18 protein-coding genes are annotated in these 17,517 nt (G+C 73.4%); 3 read left to right on the plus strand and 15 right to left on the minus strand.

The annotated features are described in order from the left end of the window. Positions 1-410: 410 nt before the first annotated feature. Positions 411-1,685, plus strand: a complete 1,275-nt coding sequence (locus EST54_RS12075; RefSeq protein WP_129247620.1) for a class I SAM-dependent methyltransferase — start codon at positions 411-413, stop codon at positions 1,683-1,685. Here the strand turns inward: EST54_RS12075 and EST54_RS12080 are convergent. The 4 genes from EST54_RS12080 to tsaB all read right to left on the minus strand — a co-directional run bounded on the left by EST54_RS12080 (position 1,669) and on the right by tsaB (position 4,581). After that, complete coding sequence (locus EST54_RS12080) at positions 1,669-2,034, minus strand: hypothetical protein (protein WP_129247621.1); 366 nt, start codon at positions 2,032-2,034, stop codon at positions 1,669-1,671. The genes EST54_RS12075 and EST54_RS12080 overlap by 17 nt on opposite strands. A gap of 125 nt (positions 2,035-2,159) precedes the next feature. Beyond that, the gene (gene tsaD / locus EST54_RS12085) at positions 2,160-3,290 is read right to left on the minus strand and encodes a tRNA (adenosine(37)-N6)-threonylcarbamoyltransferase complex transferase subunit TsaD (RefSeq protein WP_129247622.1); all 1,131 of its coding nucleotides are present in this window, start codon (positions 3,288-3,290) and stop codon (positions 2,160-2,162) included. Between the two features lie 5 nt (positions 3,291-3,295). After that, positions 3,296-3,910, minus strand: coding sequence for a GNAT family N-acetyltransferase (locus tag EST54_RS12090; RefSeq protein ID WP_244942501.1), 615 nt, complete (start codon positions 3,908-3,910; stop codon positions 3,296-3,298). Further along, complete coding sequence (gene tsaB / locus EST54_RS12095) at positions 3,907-4,581, minus strand: tRNA (adenosine(37)-N6)-threonylcarbamoyltransferase complex dimerization subunit type 1 TsaB (RefSeq protein WP_129247623.1); 675 nt, start codon at positions 4,579-4,581, stop codon at positions 3,907-3,909. Before tsaB ends, EST54_RS12090 begins: the two co-directional genes overlap by 4 nt. Before the next feature lie 136 nt (positions 4,582-4,717). Here tsaB and EST54_RS12100 point away from each other — a divergent pair, with 136 nt between their 5' ends. Continuing rightward, positions 4,718-5,284: a hypothetical protein gene (locus EST54_RS12100; protein WP_129247624.1), complete on the plus strand. Its 567-nt coding sequence runs from the start codon at positions 4,718-4,720 to the stop codon at positions 5,282-5,284. A 70-nt stretch (positions 5,285-5,354) separates the two neighbouring features. On the opposite strand, the gene EST54_RS12105 is transcribed toward EST54_RS12100, so the two are convergent. From EST54_RS12105 to EST54_RS12145, 9 genes are all read right to left on the minus strand, one after another. Next, on the minus strand, positions 5,355-5,627 hold the full coding sequence (locus EST54_RS12105; RefSeq protein ID WP_129247625.1) for a hypothetical protein: 273 nt from the start codon (positions 5,625-5,627) through the stop codon (positions 5,355-5,357). Positions 5,628-5,843: 216 nt separating this feature from the next. Continuing rightward, positions 5,844-6,371 (minus strand): tRNA (adenosine(37)-N6)-threonylcarbamoyltransferase complex ATPase subunit type 1 TsaE, encoded by a 528-nt coding sequence (tsaE, locus tag EST54_RS12110; protein WP_129247626.1) that lies wholly within the window; start codon positions 6,369-6,371, stop codon positions 5,844-5,846. Positions 6,372-6,595: 224 nt separating this feature from the next. After that, the gene (locus EST54_RS12115; RefSeq protein WP_129247627.1) at positions 6,596-7,933 is read right to left on the minus strand and encodes an alpha/beta fold hydrolase; all 1,338 of its coding nucleotides are present in this window, start codon (positions 7,931-7,933) and stop codon (positions 6,596-6,598) included. Beyond that, on the minus strand, positions 7,930-9,117 hold the full coding sequence (gene alr, locus EST54_RS12120; protein ID WP_129247628.1) for an alanine racemase: 1,188 nt from the start codon (positions 9,115-9,117) through the stop codon (positions 7,930-7,932). Before alr ends, EST54_RS12115 begins: the two co-directional genes overlap by 4 nt. 59 nt (positions 9,118-9,176) lie before the next feature. Further along, positions 9,177-9,992 (minus strand): L,D-transpeptidase family protein, encoded by an 816-nt coding sequence (locus tag EST54_RS12125; RefSeq protein WP_239013215.1) that lies wholly within the window; start codon positions 9,990-9,992, stop codon positions 9,177-9,179. A gap of 107 nt (positions 9,993-10,099) precedes the next feature. Then, on the minus strand, positions 10,100-11,524 hold the full coding sequence (locus EST54_RS12130; protein WP_129247630.1) for an NAD(P)H-hydrate dehydratase: 1,425 nt from the start codon (positions 11,522-11,524) through the stop codon (positions 10,100-10,102). Positions 11,525-11,640: 116 nt separating this feature from the next. Further along, a complete protein-coding gene (locus EST54_RS12135; RefSeq protein WP_129247631.1) occupies positions 11,641-12,009 on the minus strand; it encodes a holo-ACP synthase in 369 nt (122 codons plus the stop codon). Further along, complete coding sequence (glmS, locus tag EST54_RS12140; protein ID WP_129247632.1) at positions 12,006-13,853, minus strand: glutamine--fructose-6-phosphate transaminase (isomerizing); 1,848 nt, start codon at positions 13,851-13,853, stop codon at positions 12,006-12,008. Before glmS ends, EST54_RS12135 begins: the two co-directional genes overlap by 4 nt. A gap of 81 nt (positions 13,854-13,934) precedes the next feature. Beyond that, on the minus strand, positions 13,935-14,213 hold the full coding sequence (locus EST54_RS12145) for a hypothetical protein (RefSeq protein WP_244942502.1): 279 nt from the start codon (positions 14,211-14,213) through the stop codon (positions 13,935-13,937). Between the two features lie 195 nt (positions 14,214-14,408). Between EST54_RS12145 and coaA the strand changes: the two genes are divergently transcribed. Then, positions 14,409-15,392 (plus strand): type I pantothenate kinase, encoded by a 984-nt coding sequence (gene coaA / locus EST54_RS12150; RefSeq protein WP_129247633.1) that lies wholly within the window; start codon positions 14,409-14,411, stop codon positions 15,390-15,392. A 97-nt stretch (positions 15,393-15,489) separates the two neighbouring features. Here coaA and glmM read toward each other — a convergent pair whose 3' ends face one another. Together glmM and rpsI are read right to left on the minus strand one after the other, a co-directional pair. After that, positions 15,490-16,848 carry a phosphoglucosamine mutase gene (glmM, locus tag EST54_RS12155; RefSeq protein WP_129247634.1) on the minus strand — a complete coding sequence of 453 codons (1,359 nt, stop codon included), beginning with the start codon at positions 16,846-16,848 and terminating at the stop codon, positions 15,490-15,492. Positions 16,849-16,986: 138 nt separating this feature from the next. Continuing rightward, positions 16,987-17,490 (minus strand): 30S ribosomal protein S9, encoded by a 504-nt coding sequence (rpsI, locus tag EST54_RS12160; protein WP_129247635.1) that lies wholly within the window; start codon positions 17,488-17,490, stop codon positions 16,987-16,989. Positions 17,491-17,517: the final 27 nt, after the last annotated feature.

A 17,517-nucleotide genomic window follows, 5' to 3' on the forward strand; every position in this document is an offset into this window, starting at 1 on the left:
TCCGCGGGTGGGTGTCCGGACTGCTTCGCTTTACGTCCGGACACCCACCCGCTCCGGCCCGCCCCCTCCCGTAGGGGAGGGTGGGAAAAGGCCGGTGGGGGTGAACGTGGCTGGTCAAACGCGCCTCACGGGTCGTACAGAACGGCCACGGTGGCCCGCCCCCACCCACCTTCACTCACTCCACTCACGGGAGCCGGAGGGGCCTGTTGTGTGGACGTAAAGCGAAGCAGTCCACACAACAGGCCCCGGAGGTCCGTCACCGCACCCAACACCCACCCAGCCCGCCGCAGGCGCAACGGCGACAAACCACCACGGCGGGAAAGCCGACAACGTACGGCGCGCCGCAAAGCGCAACGGCGAGCAACACCCACGGCGGGAAAGACAAAAACGTGGGGGAGACAATAAAGCGCATGAACGACCTCGACGCTTTCGTCGGCCTGCTCGCCCCGGAGGGGCAGGCCCTGCTTGCCGAGTTGCGGGACCACGACCCCGCGGACGAGCTCGCGGCAGCCACCCGGCTGCGCCGCGACCACCCCGCGCCGCTGGTCTCTGCCGCCCTCGGCCAGGCCCGGCTGCGTCAGCGCGCGGCGGCGAAGTTCGGGGCGGACGCGCAGCTGATGTACTTCACGCCGAACGGCGTCGAGCAGTCCACCCGCACCACCGTCGCCGCCCACCGCGCGGCCCGGTTCGCCGCGCTCGGCGTCCGTACGCTGGCCGATCTGTGCTGCGGCATCGGCGGTGACGCGCTGGCGCTGGCGCGGGCCGGGATCCGGGTGCTGGCCGTCGACCGCGACCCGCTGGCCTGTGCGGCGGCCCGGGCCAATGCCGAGGTGCTGGGGCTCGCGGAGCTGATCGAGGTGCGCTGCGCGGATGTGACGGAGGTGGACACCGCCGGATACGACGCGGTGTTCGTCGATCCGGCGCGGCGCAGCAAGGCCCGCGGCGGCCGCATCTTCGACCCGGAGGCGTACTCACCGCCGCTGTCGTGGGCCGTCGAGGCGGCCCGTACGGCGCCGTGCGCGGCGCTGAAGATCGCGCCCGGGGTACCGCACGACGCCCTGCCCGAGGACGCCGAGACGGAGTGGATCTCGGACGGCGGCGACGTCAAGGAGGCCGTGGTGTGGTTCGGGTCGGCGGCGGAGGGCCGGGGCCCGGTCCCGGGCGGCCGCCGTGCCACTCTGCTGCCGGCCGGTGAGACCCTGCTCGGCGCGGGGTTGCCGGAACCGGCCGCCGCGCGCCCGAACACCGCCCCGGCCGGAGGCGCTTCGGAAGACCACGCCCCGGTGGGGCCCGTTGGGGACTGGCTGTACGAACCGGACGGCGCGGTGATCCGGGCCCATCTGGTGGCGGACGTCGCCCGGCAGATCGACGGCCGGCTGATCGATCCGACCATCGCGTACATCACCGCGGACCGGCTGACGGCGACGCCGTACGCGACCGCCTACGCGCTCACCGACGTGCTGCCGTTCAACGTCAAGAAGCTCAAGGCCCTGCTGCGGGAGCGCGAGGTCGGGGTCGCGGTGATCAAGAAGCGGGGTTCCGCGGTGGAGCCCGAGGAGCTGCGCAGGAAGCTGAAGCTGGGCGGTGGCCGCAACTCCTGCACGATCTTCCTCACCCGGGTCGCCGGCGCCCCCACGATGCTGCTGGGGCACCCGGCCACGGACCCGGTCACGCCAGGTCGGTGAGGTCCTCGGCGTAGATCTGGGAGAGCGGCTGCGGGCCGATGTACTGCTGGCAGGTGCACTGCCCGGCCTCGTACTGCACCGGCCGGTGGTCCTCGTCCCAGACCACGGCCACCTCGACCCGCTCATGGCATTTGCCCCGTTTGTCATGCTTGGCGAGGTGGTGGGTGCAGCCGCACACCGGCTCCGGCGGTTTGTGGGCGGCGGCCAGCTCCTGCCGCTCCTGGCGCGCGGACTCCAGCCGCTCCATCTTGCGTTCATGGCGGGTGCGCAGCGCCGTACGGGCGGCGTCCACGACCTTCGCGAATCCGCCCGCCATGAAGAAGATGAAGACCCACCAGAACCAGTCCACGGCCTGCCGCCTCCCCACGTGCGCGCCCAGTGCTGGTTGCCAGGGTAAGACCTCGGGCCACGCGCCGGGCGGGGGGAGGCGACAGCGCGCGAAGAACGACAAACGCCCTCCGCCCGCGGCCGTCGTCAGGAGTAGAGGTTGTGCTTGCTCATCTCGTGGACGTGGTCGTGGCCGTGGTGGTGCCCGGCCGGGGCCGCGGGCGCCTCGCCGGGCACGTGCGGCTCGGTGACCGGCAGCGACGAGTCCGCGGACAGGTCCCAGTCGGAGGCCGCACGGCCGCGGGCCACCATCTCCGCGCCCAGGGCGGCGACCATCGCGCCGTTGTCGGTGCACAGCTTGGGCCGCGGCACCCGCAGCGTGATGCCGGCGTCCTCGCAGCGGCGCTCGGCCATCGCCCGCAGCCGCGAGTTGGCCGCCACCCCGCCGCCGATCATCAGATGCTCCACGCCGTTGTCCTTGCAGGCCCGGACGGCCTTACGGGTCAGCACGTCCACCACGGCCTCCTGGAAGGACGCCGAGACGTCCGCCACCGGCACCTCCTCGCCGGCCGCCCGCTTGGCCTCGATCCAGCGGGCGACGGCCGTCTTGAGCCCGGAGAAGGAGAAGTCGTAGACCGGGTCGCGGGGGCCGGTCAGCCCGCGCGGGAAGCGGATCGCGTCGGGGTTGCCCTCGCGGGCGTAGCGGTCGATGACCGGGCCGCCCGGGAAGCCGAGGTGGAGCACCCGGGCGATCTTGTCGAAGGCCTCGCCGGCCGCGTCGTCGATCGTCGAGCCGAGCGGCCGTACGTCGGAGGTGATGTCGGGGGCGAGCAGGAGGGAGGAGTGGCCGCCGGAGACCAGGAGGGCCATCGTCGGCTCGGGCAGCGGGCCGTGCTCCAGCTGGTCGACGCAGATGTGCGAGGCGAGGTGGTTGACGCCGTAGAGCGGCTTGCCGAGGGCGTAGGCGTACGCCTTGGCGGCCGAGACGCCGACCAGCAGCGCACCGGCCAGGCCCGGTCCCGCGGTGACCGCGATCCCGTCCAGGTCGGAGGCGGCGACCCCGGCGTCCTTCAGGGCCCGCTGGATGGTGGGGACCATCGCCTCCAGGTGGGCGCGCGAGGCCACCTCCGGCACCACCCCTCCGAAGCGGGCGTGCTCGTCGACGCTGGAGGCGACCGCGTCCGCGAGGAGGGTGTGACCGCGGACGATGCCGACACCGGTCTCGTCGCAGGAGGTCTCGATGCCGAGGACGAGCGGTCCGCCGCGTGAGTCAGCCATGAGTGTCAAGTTCCTTGTACGGGGGGTGCTTCGGAGGAGGTCTGGGTGGTGCGGCGCATCACCAGGGCGTCGACGTTGCCGGGCTGGTAGTAGCCGCGGCGGAAGCCGATCGGCTCGAAGCCGAACCGCTCGTAGAGGCGCTGGGCGCGGAGGTTGTCGACCCGTACCTCCAGCAGCACCTCACGGCACTCGAAGTCCGTCGCGGCACCGAGGAGTTCGGTCAGCAGCCGGGAGCCGAGGCCGGAGCCCCACTGGTCGCGGGCGGTGGCGATGGTCTGGATGTCGCCGGTGCCGTCGATGGCGGCCAGTCCGCCGTAGCCGACCAGCCGGCCTTCCCGCCCGTCATCGGCGCCTCCCCCAGTCGCTGTCCGGGGGGACCCCCAGCACGGCGGCATCAGTTCGGCGACGAGATAGCGGCGGGTGGCGTGCGGGCCGCGCGCATGGGCCAGCTCGGACCAGAACATGCCCGGCGACCAGGCGTCCTCGGGGAACAGCTCCCGTTCCAGCGCCAGCACCGGCGCAAGATCCCACCAGCGCATCTCGCGCAGCACCAGGTCGCGGTCGCCGGGACTGTCCGGCGGCGCCGGGGGCCGGGGGTCGGGCGACGGGCGGACGCTCACCGGGGAGTGACCACCTTGTAGTTGGCCGGGACCTGGGCGTCCGGGCGGCGCAGGTACAGCGGCTGCGGCGGCAGCATCTCCTCGCCCGCCGCCAGCTTCTGTGCGGCCAGCGCGGCCAGCGCGGCGGCGGACTGGTGCTCGGGCCCGTCGCGCCGTACGCCGGTGAAGACGGTGTCGTAGAGCAGCGCGCCCGCGCCCACGGCGGGGACCCCGGCCACCTCGTCGGCGATGTCCGCGGGGCGGTCGACGGCGGGCTCGGTCAGCCGGGTCGCCGGGCGGGGCGTCGCGCCGGGCTCGTAGCGCGCCCAGTAGACCTCCTTGCGGCGGGCGTCGGTGGCCACGACGAAGGGCTCGGTCAGCCCGGAGGCGTGGGCGAGGCCGTCGAGCGTGCACAGGCCGTGGACGGGCACGCCGAGCACCGCGCCGAAGGTGGCGGCGGTCACCAGGCCGACCCGCAGGCCGGTGTACGGCCCGGGGCCCACGCCGACCACGATGTCGCTGACCGCGTCGAGCTTCCGGCCGGCCTCGGCCAGAACCCGGTCGACGGCGGGCAGCAGCAGTTCGCCGTGCCGGCGGGCGTCCACCTGACGGGACTCGGCGAGGACGCCGGATCCGTCGTGGAGCGCGACGGTGACGGCAGGGGTGGCGGTGTCAAGAGCTAGCAGCAGCACGCCTCAAGACTACGGCGCGGCGGGCGGTCTCCGTTCCGGTGCTACCGTCGCCCCCGTAGCCAGCAGCAAGCAGCCCGGCGTCAAGGCCCGGGACTCCCCGTCGGCGGCGGGGAGAGGGAGGAAAGGTGGCACAGCGGTGCCCGCTAAGAGCAGCACGATCGTCACCGCGCTGACAGTGGCGGCCCTGGTCGCGGTCGGGGTGCTCGGGTACCAGGCCTCGGCGTCCGCCCCGGACAGCCTCAACGAGGCCCGCAAGGACAGCCACCACGCCCCCAAGGACCACCGGGACCACAACGACAAGAAGGCCAAGGCCCCGGCGCCCGCCCCGGTCCCCGCGGCCTCCGGCACCGGTCGGCGGATCGTCTACTCGCTCGGCGCCAAGCGGGTCTGGCTGGTCGACGCGAAGGGCACGGCACTGCGTACGTTCGCGGTCACGCCCAGTACGGTCAGCCCCCCGACGGGCAGCTACGCGGTCGGCTCGCGGTCGGTGAGCGTGACGGGCTCGGACGGCATCGCGATCGAGCACGTCGTGCGGTTCGCGGCCGTCAACGGCGTCACGGTCGGCTTCAGCGCCGCCGTGAACGGTTCGCGGCCCGCACCGGACGCGGGCAAGAAGACCGGCGGCATCCGGGAGTCGCGCGAGGACGGCAAGGCGATGTGGGACTTCGCGCTGCACGGCACCAAGGTCGTCGTGGTCTCCTGACCACACCGGTCCCGACCCGCAGGACCCGAACCGGGCAGGATCCTGACCGCCGCGCTGTCGCCCCTACGGGCTACGCCGCGTCCCGGCCGCCGGTGGACGCCGGCCTCGTTCCGGCCCCGGCTTCCTCTTCCCGGTCCTGCTGATCTTCCTGCGCGCGCTGCTCTTCCGGAGCGCCGGGCACCGCGGTCCGGCGGGCCTCCTCGGCGGCGTCGGGGGGCGTGGAGACGGCGCTGGCCGCGGCGCACGCCGCCAGCAGCTCGTTCATGGTCGGCGTCTCGCGCGCCTCGCGCCCGGCCGCCTCGACGGGCCCTTCAGGCGTAGGGAAGGGCTGGTGGGCCGACATGGATGCCTCCCGGGGCTCCTGGGGCAACGCGACAGAAGCTAGGCTGGCTACTTAGGCTGATACTTAGGCTGACCTAACTAGGGGTCTCTCCCCATGTCACCACGCCCGGCACCAGGTACGCAACATCTTACCGACGGCTTGTCGGAAACTACGGGCGTGCGACCGGTCGCGACGCCGCTCCACAACGGCGCGACAGCCGGGGGCTCCGCCCCGCGGTCAGCAGGTCTCCAGGGCGGGCAGCCCGGCGTCCGCCCAGCGCGCGCCGAAGCCGGTCACCGTCACCTCACGGACGTCGTCCACGTCGTCCTCCGGCGCCCCGGCCGGGCCGTCGCTCCCCACGGCCCGCCCGATGACCACATGCAGCCGGTTCTCGGACAGCTCCTCGACCTTGCCCTCGCCCCACTCCACGACCACCACCGACTCCGGCAGCGAGACATCGAGGTCGAGGTCCTCCATCTCCTCCAGGCCGCCGCCGAGCCGGTAGGCGTCGGCATGCACCAGCGCGGGACCGCCGGTCAGCGAGGGGTGGACCCGGGCGATGACGAAGGTGGGGGAGGTGACCGCGCCGCGCACGCCCAGGCCCTCGCCCAGGCCGCGGGTCAGCGTGGTCTTGCCGGCGCCCAGCTCACCGGTGAGCAGCACCAGGTCGCCGGGGCGCAGCAGCGGGGCCAGCCGACGGCCCAACTCCTGCATCTGGTCAGGGGACTTGACGGTGAGGTGCGCGATCGCGCCGGTGGTGCTCATGCCGCAAATGGTACGGCCCGGACGCGGTGGCGGTCCCGGACCGGGTGACCGGCCGGGCCGCCGGGCGAGTGGATCATGCCTGGTGGGGGCTCGAAGGCCGTGCGGGGCCGGTCCCGGCGAGGGACCGGCGGCCTTGCGGGGGCCGGCCTCCGGGCCACGTCGGACCGGCCTCCGGCCCACGCCACGCCGGCCCGGGCCACGCCGGAGGCCGGCCGGCCCGCCGCTCAGGCGCGGGCGGTCCGGGAGCTGCGGGCCGTCGCGCTCGCCCGTTCCACCAGCGACACCAGATGGTCGTTGACCAGCTCGGGCCGCTCCAGCATCACCAGATGTCCGGCGTCCGGGACACACACCAGCTCCGCGTCGGGCAGCACCTCGGCGATCGTCCGGCTGTGGTCGGCGGGCGTGATCAGATCGCTCTCCCCGGCGAGCACCAGCGCGGGCACCGCGTCGTACGCCACCAGCGCCTCGGTCTTGTCGTGCACCGCGAACGCCGGGAAGAACTCGGCGACCACATCGATCGGGGTCGCCTCGATCAGCCGCTCGCCGAACCGCGCGATGCCCGGGTCCACCTTCTCCGGCGTCCCGAACGAATACCGCTTGATCAGCCCCGCGAAGAGATCGGCGGTGGCCCGCCGCCCGCGCTCGACGATCTCGTGCTGCCAGCCCAGCGCCTTGAGCACGCCCGGCGCGAGCCAGTGGAAGGCCTTCATGCCCATCGACGGCAGCCCGTAGGTGACCTCGCTGAGCCGCCCCGCGGACGTGCCGATCAGGGCCACCCCGACCACCCGCTCCGCGACGAACTCCGGGAACTGGTCTGCCAGCGCCATCACCGTCATCCCGCCCATGGAGTGCCCGACCAGCACGATCGGCCCCTCGGGGACCGCGGCGTCCAGCACCGCCTTCAGGTCCCGGCCCAGCAGATCGATGGTGACCTCTTCGGTGCCGTCGATCTGGCCGTGGCCGCGCGAGGAGCGGCCGTGGCTGCGCTGGTCCCAGTGGACGGTGCGCACCGTGCCGCGCAGCGCGGAGCGCTGGAAGTGCCAGGAGTCCTGGCTGAGGCAGTAGCCGTGGCTGAAGACGACCGTGGGGGCCGCGGAGCGCCGGCCGAGCGCCGCCGTCAGCCGCTTGCGCAGACCGCCCTGGGCCTCCTGCGCGGCCCGGGCCTCCTTGCCGCGGACGGGCTTGGCCGACCGGTCGCCCTTGCCGTTCCGGCCGTTCTTGGCCGCCCGGCCCGCCCGGTCGTCCTTCTCCGGCCGGCCCGGCTCCGGGCCCACCTCGTCGACCTCGTAGTACAGCTCGGTGCCGTCCTCGGCGATCGCCGCGCCCGGTGTGCCGCGCAGCGTGCCGTACGGGCCGGCGGCGTCCAGCGCGAGCCGGGCCCGGCGGCGCATCCCGCGGCCGACCGTCATCCGCTCTATCGCCACCCCGGCCGCGGCACCCGCCGCGACCACGCCGATCGCGGCGCCGGCGATACCGGCGTGCCGGCCCGCCCGCGCCCAGTTGCCGGCGGCCTCGGCCGCCGCCTCGACCGCCTGCGCGGCGGCCTCCTGTCCCTCGGTCATGCCGTACCCCCCGTGAGCGTGCGGTCTCCTTCGGTTGCGCTGCGCGTGTCGCTGTCCACATAGACGCGCGGCACCCGCGTTCCGATCCGGGTGACGATCTCGTAGCCGATGGTTCCGGCCACCCGGGCCCAGTCCTCCGCGGTCGGCTCACCGCGGTCGCCGGGGCCGAACAGCACCGCCGGATCGCCCGGCTCGGCGCTGTCGCCGCCCAGGTCGACCACGAACTGGTCCATCGCGATCCGCCCGGCGACCGTGCGCCACTTGCCGGCGACCAGCACCGGGCCGCCGTTGGAGGCGTGCCGCGGGACGCCGTCGGCATAGCCGAGCGGGACCAGCGCCAGGGTCGTCTCGCCGGGTGTCGTGTAGTGATGCCCGTACGACACGCCGTGGCCGCCCGGGACGCGCTTGACCGAAGCCAGCGCGGCCTCCAGTGTCATCGCCGGCCGCAGCCCCAGCTCCTGCGAGGTGCCGACCTCGGGGCTGGGCGAGATGCCGTAGATGCCGATACCGGTACGGACCAGGTCGAAGTGCGCCTCGGGGAGGGTCAGCAGCGCCGGGGTGTTGGCGAGGTGCCGCACCTCGGGGCGCAGCCCGGCCCGCTCGGCGATCGCCAACCCCTCGTGGAAGGCGGTCAGCTGGGCGGCGATGGAGGGGTGGCCGGGCTCGTCGGCGCAGGCGAAGTGCGACCAGACGCCGGTGATCCGCAGCACGCCCTCGGCCTCGGCGGCGCGGGCCGCGGCGGTCAGTTCCGACCAGTCGGCGGGCATACAGCCGTTGCGGCCGAGACCGGTGTCGATCTTGAGCTGGACGCGGGCGGTCCGGCCGCAGGCCCGCGCCGCCGCGGTCACCTCGCGCAGCGCCCACATGCCGCTCACCGAGACGTCGATGTCCTGCTCGACGGCCGTGCGCCAGGGGCCGCCCGGCGTCCACAGCCAGCACATCAGCCGCCCGGTGTCACCGGCCGCGCGCAGCGCGAACGCCTCCTCGGGCAGCGCCGTGCCCAGCCAGTCCGCACCGGCCTCACGGGCGGCGCGCGCGCAGCGCACCGCCCCGTGTCCGTAGCCGTCGGACTTGACCACGGCCATCAGCTCTGCCCGGGGTGCACGGTCCCGCAGGGCACGCACATTCGACCGCACGGCGGCGAGGTCGATGGTGGCGCGGGCGCGCTTTGCTGTCTCGTTCATCCCCCTCAGTGTTGCAGGCGACGCCGTGGCGCCCGGGGGGACGGGCGGGGAAACCGTGCTCACACCCCGGGTTTCCGCCCCCAGACGTACACAATGTCGCCCTTCTTCAGTACCTCCCAGACCCTCCGCGCGTCCGTCATGGTGAGGTTGACGCAGCCGTGCGAGCCGGGCCCGGAGAAGATGTCCTCGTAGACGCCGTGCAGCGCCTCCCCGCGGTCGAAGAACTGCGCGTAGGGCATCGCCGTGTGGTACAGGTTCGAGATGTGGTGCCGGTGGCGCAGATAGATCCGGTACATCCCGGTACGGGTCTCCATCGACGGCGCACCGGAGCGGATCGTGACCGGGTCGAAGATCACCCGCCCGTTCTGCTGCACCCACATCAGCTGCCGGTTCAGATCGACGCAGGCCGTGCGCTCGGCCCGGTCGGGGCAGTGCCCGGCTCGGTTGGGGTCCTTCTTGGCCCGCATCAGCCGCACCATGGCCCCGGTGACCGGCCCGGCGAAGCCGGTCGCCGGCGCGATCCGGTGCGCCTGCTGGAAGCGCCGGATCGCCCGGCAGTCCCCCTGACTCTGCCGCCCGTCCACGTCCCGCCGCAGATAGCGCTCGGCCTGCCGCTGGTAGGGCCCGGTGGACTGGCTGCACGCCGCCGCCCGGAGGCCGTGGGGCACTTCGGACCGCGGTACGTACTCGGTGTGCGACCGTGGCGCCCCGTAGGGGGCGGGCGCCGGTGCCCGGCCGGTGCGGGCCGGCTCCCGCGGGAGGCCGGGTACCAGGTCGGACGCCTCCGCGGACGACGGGACGACGGCCACCGCGGGCGGCCCGACGGCAACGAGCAGCGAGGCGCAGACCAGCAGCGCCGAAAAGGTGCGTTTCATGCCCTCACGCATGCCGTGGCCGGGCGGTCATACCGCCCGCCGCGCACCAGGTTCGCCCTGGTGCCCGCCCCTTTCCCCCGCGGGGCGTAACGCCGTCGCGGCAGCTGTCAGTCCGTCACATCCCGCCAGGCCGCGTCCAGATGGGCGGCCACGTCGGAGGCCAGGATCGGGGCGCCCGCCGGCCCGGCCGCCCGGCGCGCGGCCAGCCCGTGCAGATACGCGCCGACGGATCCCGCGTCCCGGGCCGGCAGCCCCGCGGCGAGCAGCGAGCCCGTCACCCCCGACAGCACGTCCCCGCTCCCGGCCGTCGCCAGCCAGGCGGTCCCGGTGGGGTTGACCCGGACCGGTCCGTCGGCCGCCGCGACCAGCGTCGTCGAGCCCTTGAGCAGCACCGTGGCGCCGAATCGCCGCGCCAACTCCCGTACGGTCGCCAGCCGTGCCGCCTCGACCTGGCCGCGCCCGCTCCCGAGCAGCGCCGCGGCCTCCCCGGCGTGCGGCGTCAACAGCGTCTCGGCGCGGCGTTCCCGCACCCGCTGCGGCGTCAGGAACCGCAGCCCGTCCGCGTCCACCAGCACCGGCACGTCCGACGCCAGCACGTCGTCCAGCGCGTCCGACTCGTCCCCGATCCCGGGCCCGATCACCCACGACTGCACCCGCCCGGCCTTGTCCGGCGGCCCGGCATGCACCAGCGTCTCCGGGAAGTGGGCGAGTACGGCGTCCGCGGCCGGCCCGACGTAGCGCACCGCCCCCGCGCCGCCCCGCAGCGCCCCGGCCACCGCGAGCACCGCCGCCCCCGGATAGCGCGCGGACCCGGCGACCACCCCCACCACGCCCCGCCGGTACTTGTCGCTCTCGGCCACCGGGCGCGGCAGCAGCTCCGCCACGTCCGCGTGCTGCAACGCCTCCATGGCGGCGTCCGCCGGCAGCGTCAGCCCGATGTCCACCAGCCGCAGCGCCCCCGCCCGCTCCCGCGCCGGGTCGGTCAGCAGCCCCGGCTTGTACGCACCGAAGGTCACCGTCGCGTCGGCCCGCACCGCCTCCCCGCTCACCTCGCCGCTGTCCGCGTCCACCCCGCTCGGCAGATCGACGGCCACCACCGGCGCCGACTCCCATGCCGCCCGCGCCAGTTGCGCCGCCTCGGGCCGCAGCCCGCCGCGCCCCCCGATCCCGACGATCCCGTCCACCACCAGATCGGCCCGGGCGATGTCCCGCAGCGCCGCGTCCGACACCCGGCCCCCGGCCGACCGCAGCGCGGCGAGCCCGCCCCGGTGTGCCCGTTCGGGCGACAGCAGCACCGCCACCACCCCGGCCCCCCGCCGCGCCAGCCGGGCACCGGCGTACAGCGCGTCCCCGCCGTTGTCGCCGCTGCCCACCAGCAGCACCACACGGGCGCCGTACACCCGCCCCAGCAACTCCGCGCAGGCCACGGCCAGTCCGGCCGCGGCCCGCTGCATCAGGGCCCCTTCGGGCAGCCGGGCCATGAGCTCCTGCTCGGCGGCCCGCACGGTCTCCACGCTGTAGGCAGTCCTCATGCCGACAAGTCTCGCCCCTGGCAGGCGGGGTACGGCGCATTTCCTCTCTGCACGAGAGCGGCGCCCGCCCACCGACGAACGGGGGCGGGCGCCACAGCAGGCTCCAGGAGGACGTCCTACGCCTCGGCGACCACCACGGCGGAGGCGACCCCGGCGTCATGGCTCAGCGACACATGCCAGGACCGGACGCCGAGTTCCGCGGCGCGCGACTCGACCGTCCCGCACACCCGCAGCCGCGGCTGCCCGCTGTCCTCGACACACACCTCGACATCGGTCCAGCGCAGCCCGCCCGGTGCCCCGAGCGCCTTGGCCACCGCCTCCTTGGCGGCGAACCGGGCCGCCAGCGACGCGGTACCGCGGCGTTCCCCGCTCGGCAGCGTCAGTTCCGCGGGGAGGAACAACCGCCGTGCCAGCTCCGGCGTACGGTCCAGCGCCGCCCCGAAGCGGTCGATCTCGGCGACGTCGATCCCGACCCCGACGATCATTCGACGGTCACCGACTTGGCGAGGTTGCGCGGCTGGTCGACCTCGTTGCCGCGGGCGGTGGCCAGCTCACAGGCGAAGACCTGCAACGGCACCGTCGACACCAGCGGCTGCAGCAGCACCGGCGTCCGCGGAATCCGCACGAGGTGATCGGCGTACGGCACGACCGTCTCGTCGCCCTCCTCCGCGATCACGATCGTCCGCGCCCCCCGGGCCCGGATCTCCTGGATGTTCGACACGATCTTGTCGTGCAGCACGGACCGCCCACGCGGCGACGGCACGACCACCACCACCGGCAGGTCCTCCTCGATCAACGCGATCGGCCCGTGCTTGAGCTCACCGGCCGCGAAGCCCTCCGCGTGCATGTACGCGAGTTCCTTGAGCTTCAGCGCGCCCTCCAGCGCCACCGGATAGCCCACGTGCCGGCCGAGGAACAGCACCGTATTCTTGCCGGCGAGGCTGCGCGCCAGCTCCCGTACCGGCTCCATCGTGCCGAGCACCTGCTCGACCTGGGTGCCGATGGCCGCGAGTTCGCGCACCACGGCCCGGATCTCGTCGCCCCACTTCGTGCCCCGTACCTGCGCGAGGTAGAGCGCCACCAGATAGCAGGCCACCAGCTGCGTCAGAAACGCCTTCGTCGACGCCACCGCCACCTCCGGCCCGGCGTGCGTGTACAGCACCGCGTCCGACTCCCGCGGGATGGTCGACCCGTTGGTGTTGCAGATGGCGAGCACCTTCGCGCCCTGCTCGCGCGCGTGCCGCAGCGCCATCAGGGTGTCCATCGTCTCGCCGGACTGGCTGATGGCGATGACCAGCGTGTGCCGGTCCAGGATCGGGTCCCGGTAGCGGAACTCGCTGGCCAGCTCGGTCTCGCAGGGGATCCGCGTCCAGTGCTCGATCGCGTACTTGGCGATCATCCCCGCGTGGTACGCCGTCCCGCACGCCACGATGACGACCTTGTCGACCTCGCGCAGCACCTCCGGCGGGATCCGCACCTCGTCCAGCGACAGCACGCCCGACGCGTCGATCCGCCCCAACAGCGTGTCCGCGACGGCCTTCGGCTGCTCCGCGATCTCCTTCAGCATGAAGTAGTCGTAGCCGCCCTTCTCGGCGGCCGAGGCGTCCCAGTCGACGTGGTACTCCCGCACCTGCGCGGGCACCCCGTCGAAGTCGGTGACCGTCACCGCCTCCCGGCGCAGCTCCACGACCTGGTCCTGGCCCAGCTCGATCGCCTCGCGGGTGTGCGCGATGAACGCCGCCACGTCCGAGGCGAGGAACGCCTCGCCGTCCCCGACCCCCACCACCAGCGGCGAGTTCCGGCGTGCCCCGACCACCACATCCGGCTCGTCGGCATGCACCGCGACCAGCGTGAAGGCGCCCTCCAGCCGCCGGCACACCTGCCGCATCGCCTCGGCCAGCTCCCCGCAGGACGAGTAGGCCTCGGCGAGCAGATGCGCGACGACCTCGGTGTCCGTCTCGGACGCCAACTCGTGCCCGCGGTCGGTGAGTTCGGCGCGCAGCCCGGCGAAGTTCTCGATGATGCCGTTGTGCACGACGGAGACCCGGCCGGCGTTGTCCAGATGCGGGTGGGCGTTGGCGTCGGTGGGCCCGCCGTGGGTCGCCCACCGGGTGTGCCCGATGCCCGTCGACCCCGTCGGCAGCGGACGGTCGGCCAGCTCCTTCTCCAGATTGGCGAGTTTGCCGGCCTTCTTGGCCGCCGCCAGCCCGCCGTCGGCCAGCACGGCGACACCCGCCGAGTCGTAGCCGCGGTACTCCAGCCGCTTCAGCCCGGCCAGGACGACGTCAAGGGCGCTCTGCCCGCCCACATATCCCACGATTCCGCACATGGAGGCAGCGTACGCTGCGGGCCCGCACGGCCCGCAGCGGCACGTTGCGGCGGGTCACAGCCGAAGGATCGGACCCGCCCCTCAATACCCCAGCGCTATCCGATCGTGCGCCTCACGCACCGTCTCCAGGAACTCCTCGTCCGCCTCCGCGTCCACGCCGATCCCGCCGGCCGGCTCGTAGCGCTCCAGGAAATCGGCGAGGTCCTCGCCCAGATCCTCGTCCGGCAGGTCCTCCGCCAGCTCGGCGTAGACCCGCGCGGCGAAGCAGTCCGACGCGGCCTTCCTGCCCCTGACACGGACCGCACCCGCGGCCCTCCCCCACGGCCGCTGTCCCAACAGACCGGCCTTACGCGCTCCCACACGTGCCCCCTTGCATCGTCCACGGCCCTGGGCGGGCGTGTCCCCGCCACCGACCGTACCGGGCAATATCCATTCGGGTACAGACAGCCAGGTGGAGAAGCACCCAAGCCGACCCTGACAGGTACAACCCCACCCGCAGACGCCAGCGTGGCACCCGGAGGTGAACGGCACATGACGGCTGCGCACAATGGGCGCGTGCCCTCGACGACCGATCCGCAGCAACGACGCCGCGCCGACAACTCCCCGTACGTCGATCTGACGCGCGCGCAGTGGAGCGCCCTGCGGGAGAAGACCCCGCTGCCCCTGACGGCCGACGAGGTCGAACGGCTGCGGGGGCTCGGCGATGTCATCGACCTCGACGAGGTCCGCGACGTCTATCTCCCGCTGTCCCGGCTCCTCAACCTCTATGTCGGCGCCACCAGCAATCTGCGCGGCGCGCTGAACACCTTCCTCGGCGACGCGGGCGGCGGCCCCCAGACCGGCACCCCCTTCGTCATCGGGGTCGCGGGCAGCGTGGCGGTCGGGAAGTCCACCACCGCCCGGCTGCTGCGGGCGCTGCTGGCCCGCTGGCCCGAGCATCCGCGGGTGGAGCTGGTCACCACCGACGGCTTCCTCTTCCCCAACGCCGAGTTGCACCGCCGCGGTCTGATGTCCCGCAAGGGCTTCCCGGAGTCCTACGACCGGCGGGCGCTGACCCGCTTCGTCGCGGATGTGAAGTCCGGCCGGGCCGAGGTCTCCGCGCCCGTCTACTCCCACCTGATCTACGACATCGTGCCCGGCGAGCGGCTGACCGTCCGCCGCCCGGACATCCTCATCGTCGAGGGGCTGAACGTCCTGCAGCCGGCGCTGCCCGGCAAGGACGGCCGCACCCGCCTCGGCCTCGCCGACTTCTTCGACTTCTCCGTCTACGTCGACGCCCGCACCGAGGACATCGAGAAGTGGTACCTCGGCCGCTTCCGCAAGCTGCGCGAGACCGCCTTCCAGAACCCGTTCTCGTACTTCCGCAAATACACCCAGGTCTCCGAGGACGAGGCCCTCGACTACGCCCGGAAGATGTGGCGGACCATCAACAAGCCCAATCTGCAGCAGAATGTGGCCCCGACCCGCGGCCGCGCGAACCTGGTGCTCCGCAAGGGCCCGGACCACAAGGTGCAGCGGCTGTCGCTGCGCAAGCTCTGAACGGTCCCGTCCACGGGCTCCCGCGGGCCCGCCCATGCGAACGGGCGGGCCCCGACCACCGTCAGGAACCCGCCCGCCGAAGCGTCCCGCCCCGTGCTCAGCCCAATGCGGACTTGACCGCGTCGGCCAGCCGTCCGGCCACCGCCCGGGCCTGCTCGATGTCGGCCGCCTCCACCATGACGCGGACCAGCGGCTCCGTGCCGGACGGCCGCAGCAGCACCCGCCCGGTCGCGCCCAGTTCCCGCTCCGCCTCGGTGACCGCCGCGGTCAGCTCGGGGGAGGTGGCCACCCGCGCCTTGTCGACGTCGGGGACGTTGATCAGGATCTGCGGCAGCCGCTCCATGACGCCCGCCAGCTCGGCCAGCGGCCGGCCGGTCGCGGCGACCCGGGCGGCCAGCATCAGCCCGGTCAGCGTGCCGTCGCCGGTGGTGGCGTGGTCCAGCACGATGACGTGCCCGGACTGCTCACCGCCCAGCGCGAAGCCGTGCGCCTTCATCTCCTCCAGGACGTACCGGTCGCCGACCGCGGTCTGCACGAGCTCGATGCCCGCGCGCTCCATGGCCAGCTTGAAGCCCAGGTTGGACATGACGGTGGCGACCACGGTGTTCTTGCGCAGCGTCCCGGCCTCGCGCATCCCGAGCGCCAGCACCGCCAGGATCTGGTCCCCGTCGACCTCGTTGCCCTCGCGGTCCACCGCCAGGCAGCGGTCCGCGTCGCCGTCGTGGGCGACACCCAGGTCGGCGCCGTGCTCGACGACGGCCGCGCGCAGCAGCGCGAGGTGGGTGGAGCCACAGCCGTCGTTGATGTTCAGCCCGTCGGGCTCGGTGCCGATCGTGATGACCTCGGCGCCGGCCCGGGCGAAGGCCTCGGGCGAGACCCGCGCCGCCGCGCCGTGCGCACCGTCGATGACGACCTTCAGCCCGTCCAGGCGGTTGGGCAGGACGCCGACGAGATGCGCGACGTAGTTGTCGAAGCCCTCGTCGTAGACGGTGACCCGGCCCACGCCGGCACCGGTCGGCCGCTCCCAGGGCTCACCGGAACTGTGCGCACGGTAGGTCTGCTCGATGCGGTCCTCCAGCTCGTCGGCGAGCTTGTGGCCGCCGCGGGCGAAGAACTTGATGCCGTTGTCGGGCATCGGGTTGTGGCTGGCGGAGAGCATCACGCCGAGGTCCGCGCCGAGCGAACCGGTCAGATACGCGACCGCCGGGGTCGGGAGCACCCCCACCCGCAGCACGTCCACGCCGGCACTGGCCAGGCCCGCGACGACCGCGGCCTCCAGGAACTCCCCGGACGCACGTGGATCACGTCCGACCACCGCCACCGGCCGGTGACCTTCGAAGGTGCCCACTTCGGCGAGCACATGCGCCGCAGCGACCGACAGACCGAGCGCCAGCTCCGCCGTCAGGTCCGCATTGGCGACACCGCGCACACCGTCCGTGCCGAAGAGTCGTCCCACTGGTGTCCTCCGAGTAGATGAGCTTGGACCAGAGATTTACGTCCAGGTATACGCGTCCGGTCCCGGATAGCCGAACGCCCCGGCAGCACGGAGGTGCCACCGGGGCGTACGCCAAGGGCTGCATGGAGCAGCGCGCGGTTAGCGCTTGCTGTACTGCGGCGCCTTGCGGGCCTTCTTCAGACCGGCCTTCTTGCGCTCGACCGCACGGTCGTCACGCTTGAGGAATCCGGCCTTCTTCAGCGCGGGGCGGTTGTTGTCGGCGTCCGCCTCGTTCAGCGCACGAGCCACGCCCAGGCGCAGCGCACCGGCCTGGCCGGAGATGCCGCCGCCGGCGATGCGGGCGATGACGTCGTAGCGGTTGTCGAGTTCGAGCACCTTGAAGGGCTCGTTGACTTCCTGCTGGTGCACCTTGTTGGGGAAGTAGCCCTCAAGGGTGCGGCCGTTGATCTTCCACTGGCCGGTGCCCGGGACGATCCGGACGCGGGCGATGGCGTTCTTGCGACGGCCCAGGCCGGCCGCCGGCTGCGGGTCGCCGAAGCGGGACGCGAGGGACTCGGAGGTGTACTCCGACTCCACGACCTCGGTCTCGGTGGTGTACTCCTCGACCTCGTCCAGCGGGGTCTCGGGGGTGGTCTCAGCCACGATGCTCCTCAGATTCTCTCTGTCGTC

The organism is Streptomyces sioyaensis, assembly GCF_004122735.1.
GTDB lineage: Bacteria > Actinomycetota > Actinomycetes > Streptomycetales > Streptomycetaceae > Streptomyces > Streptomyces sioyaensis.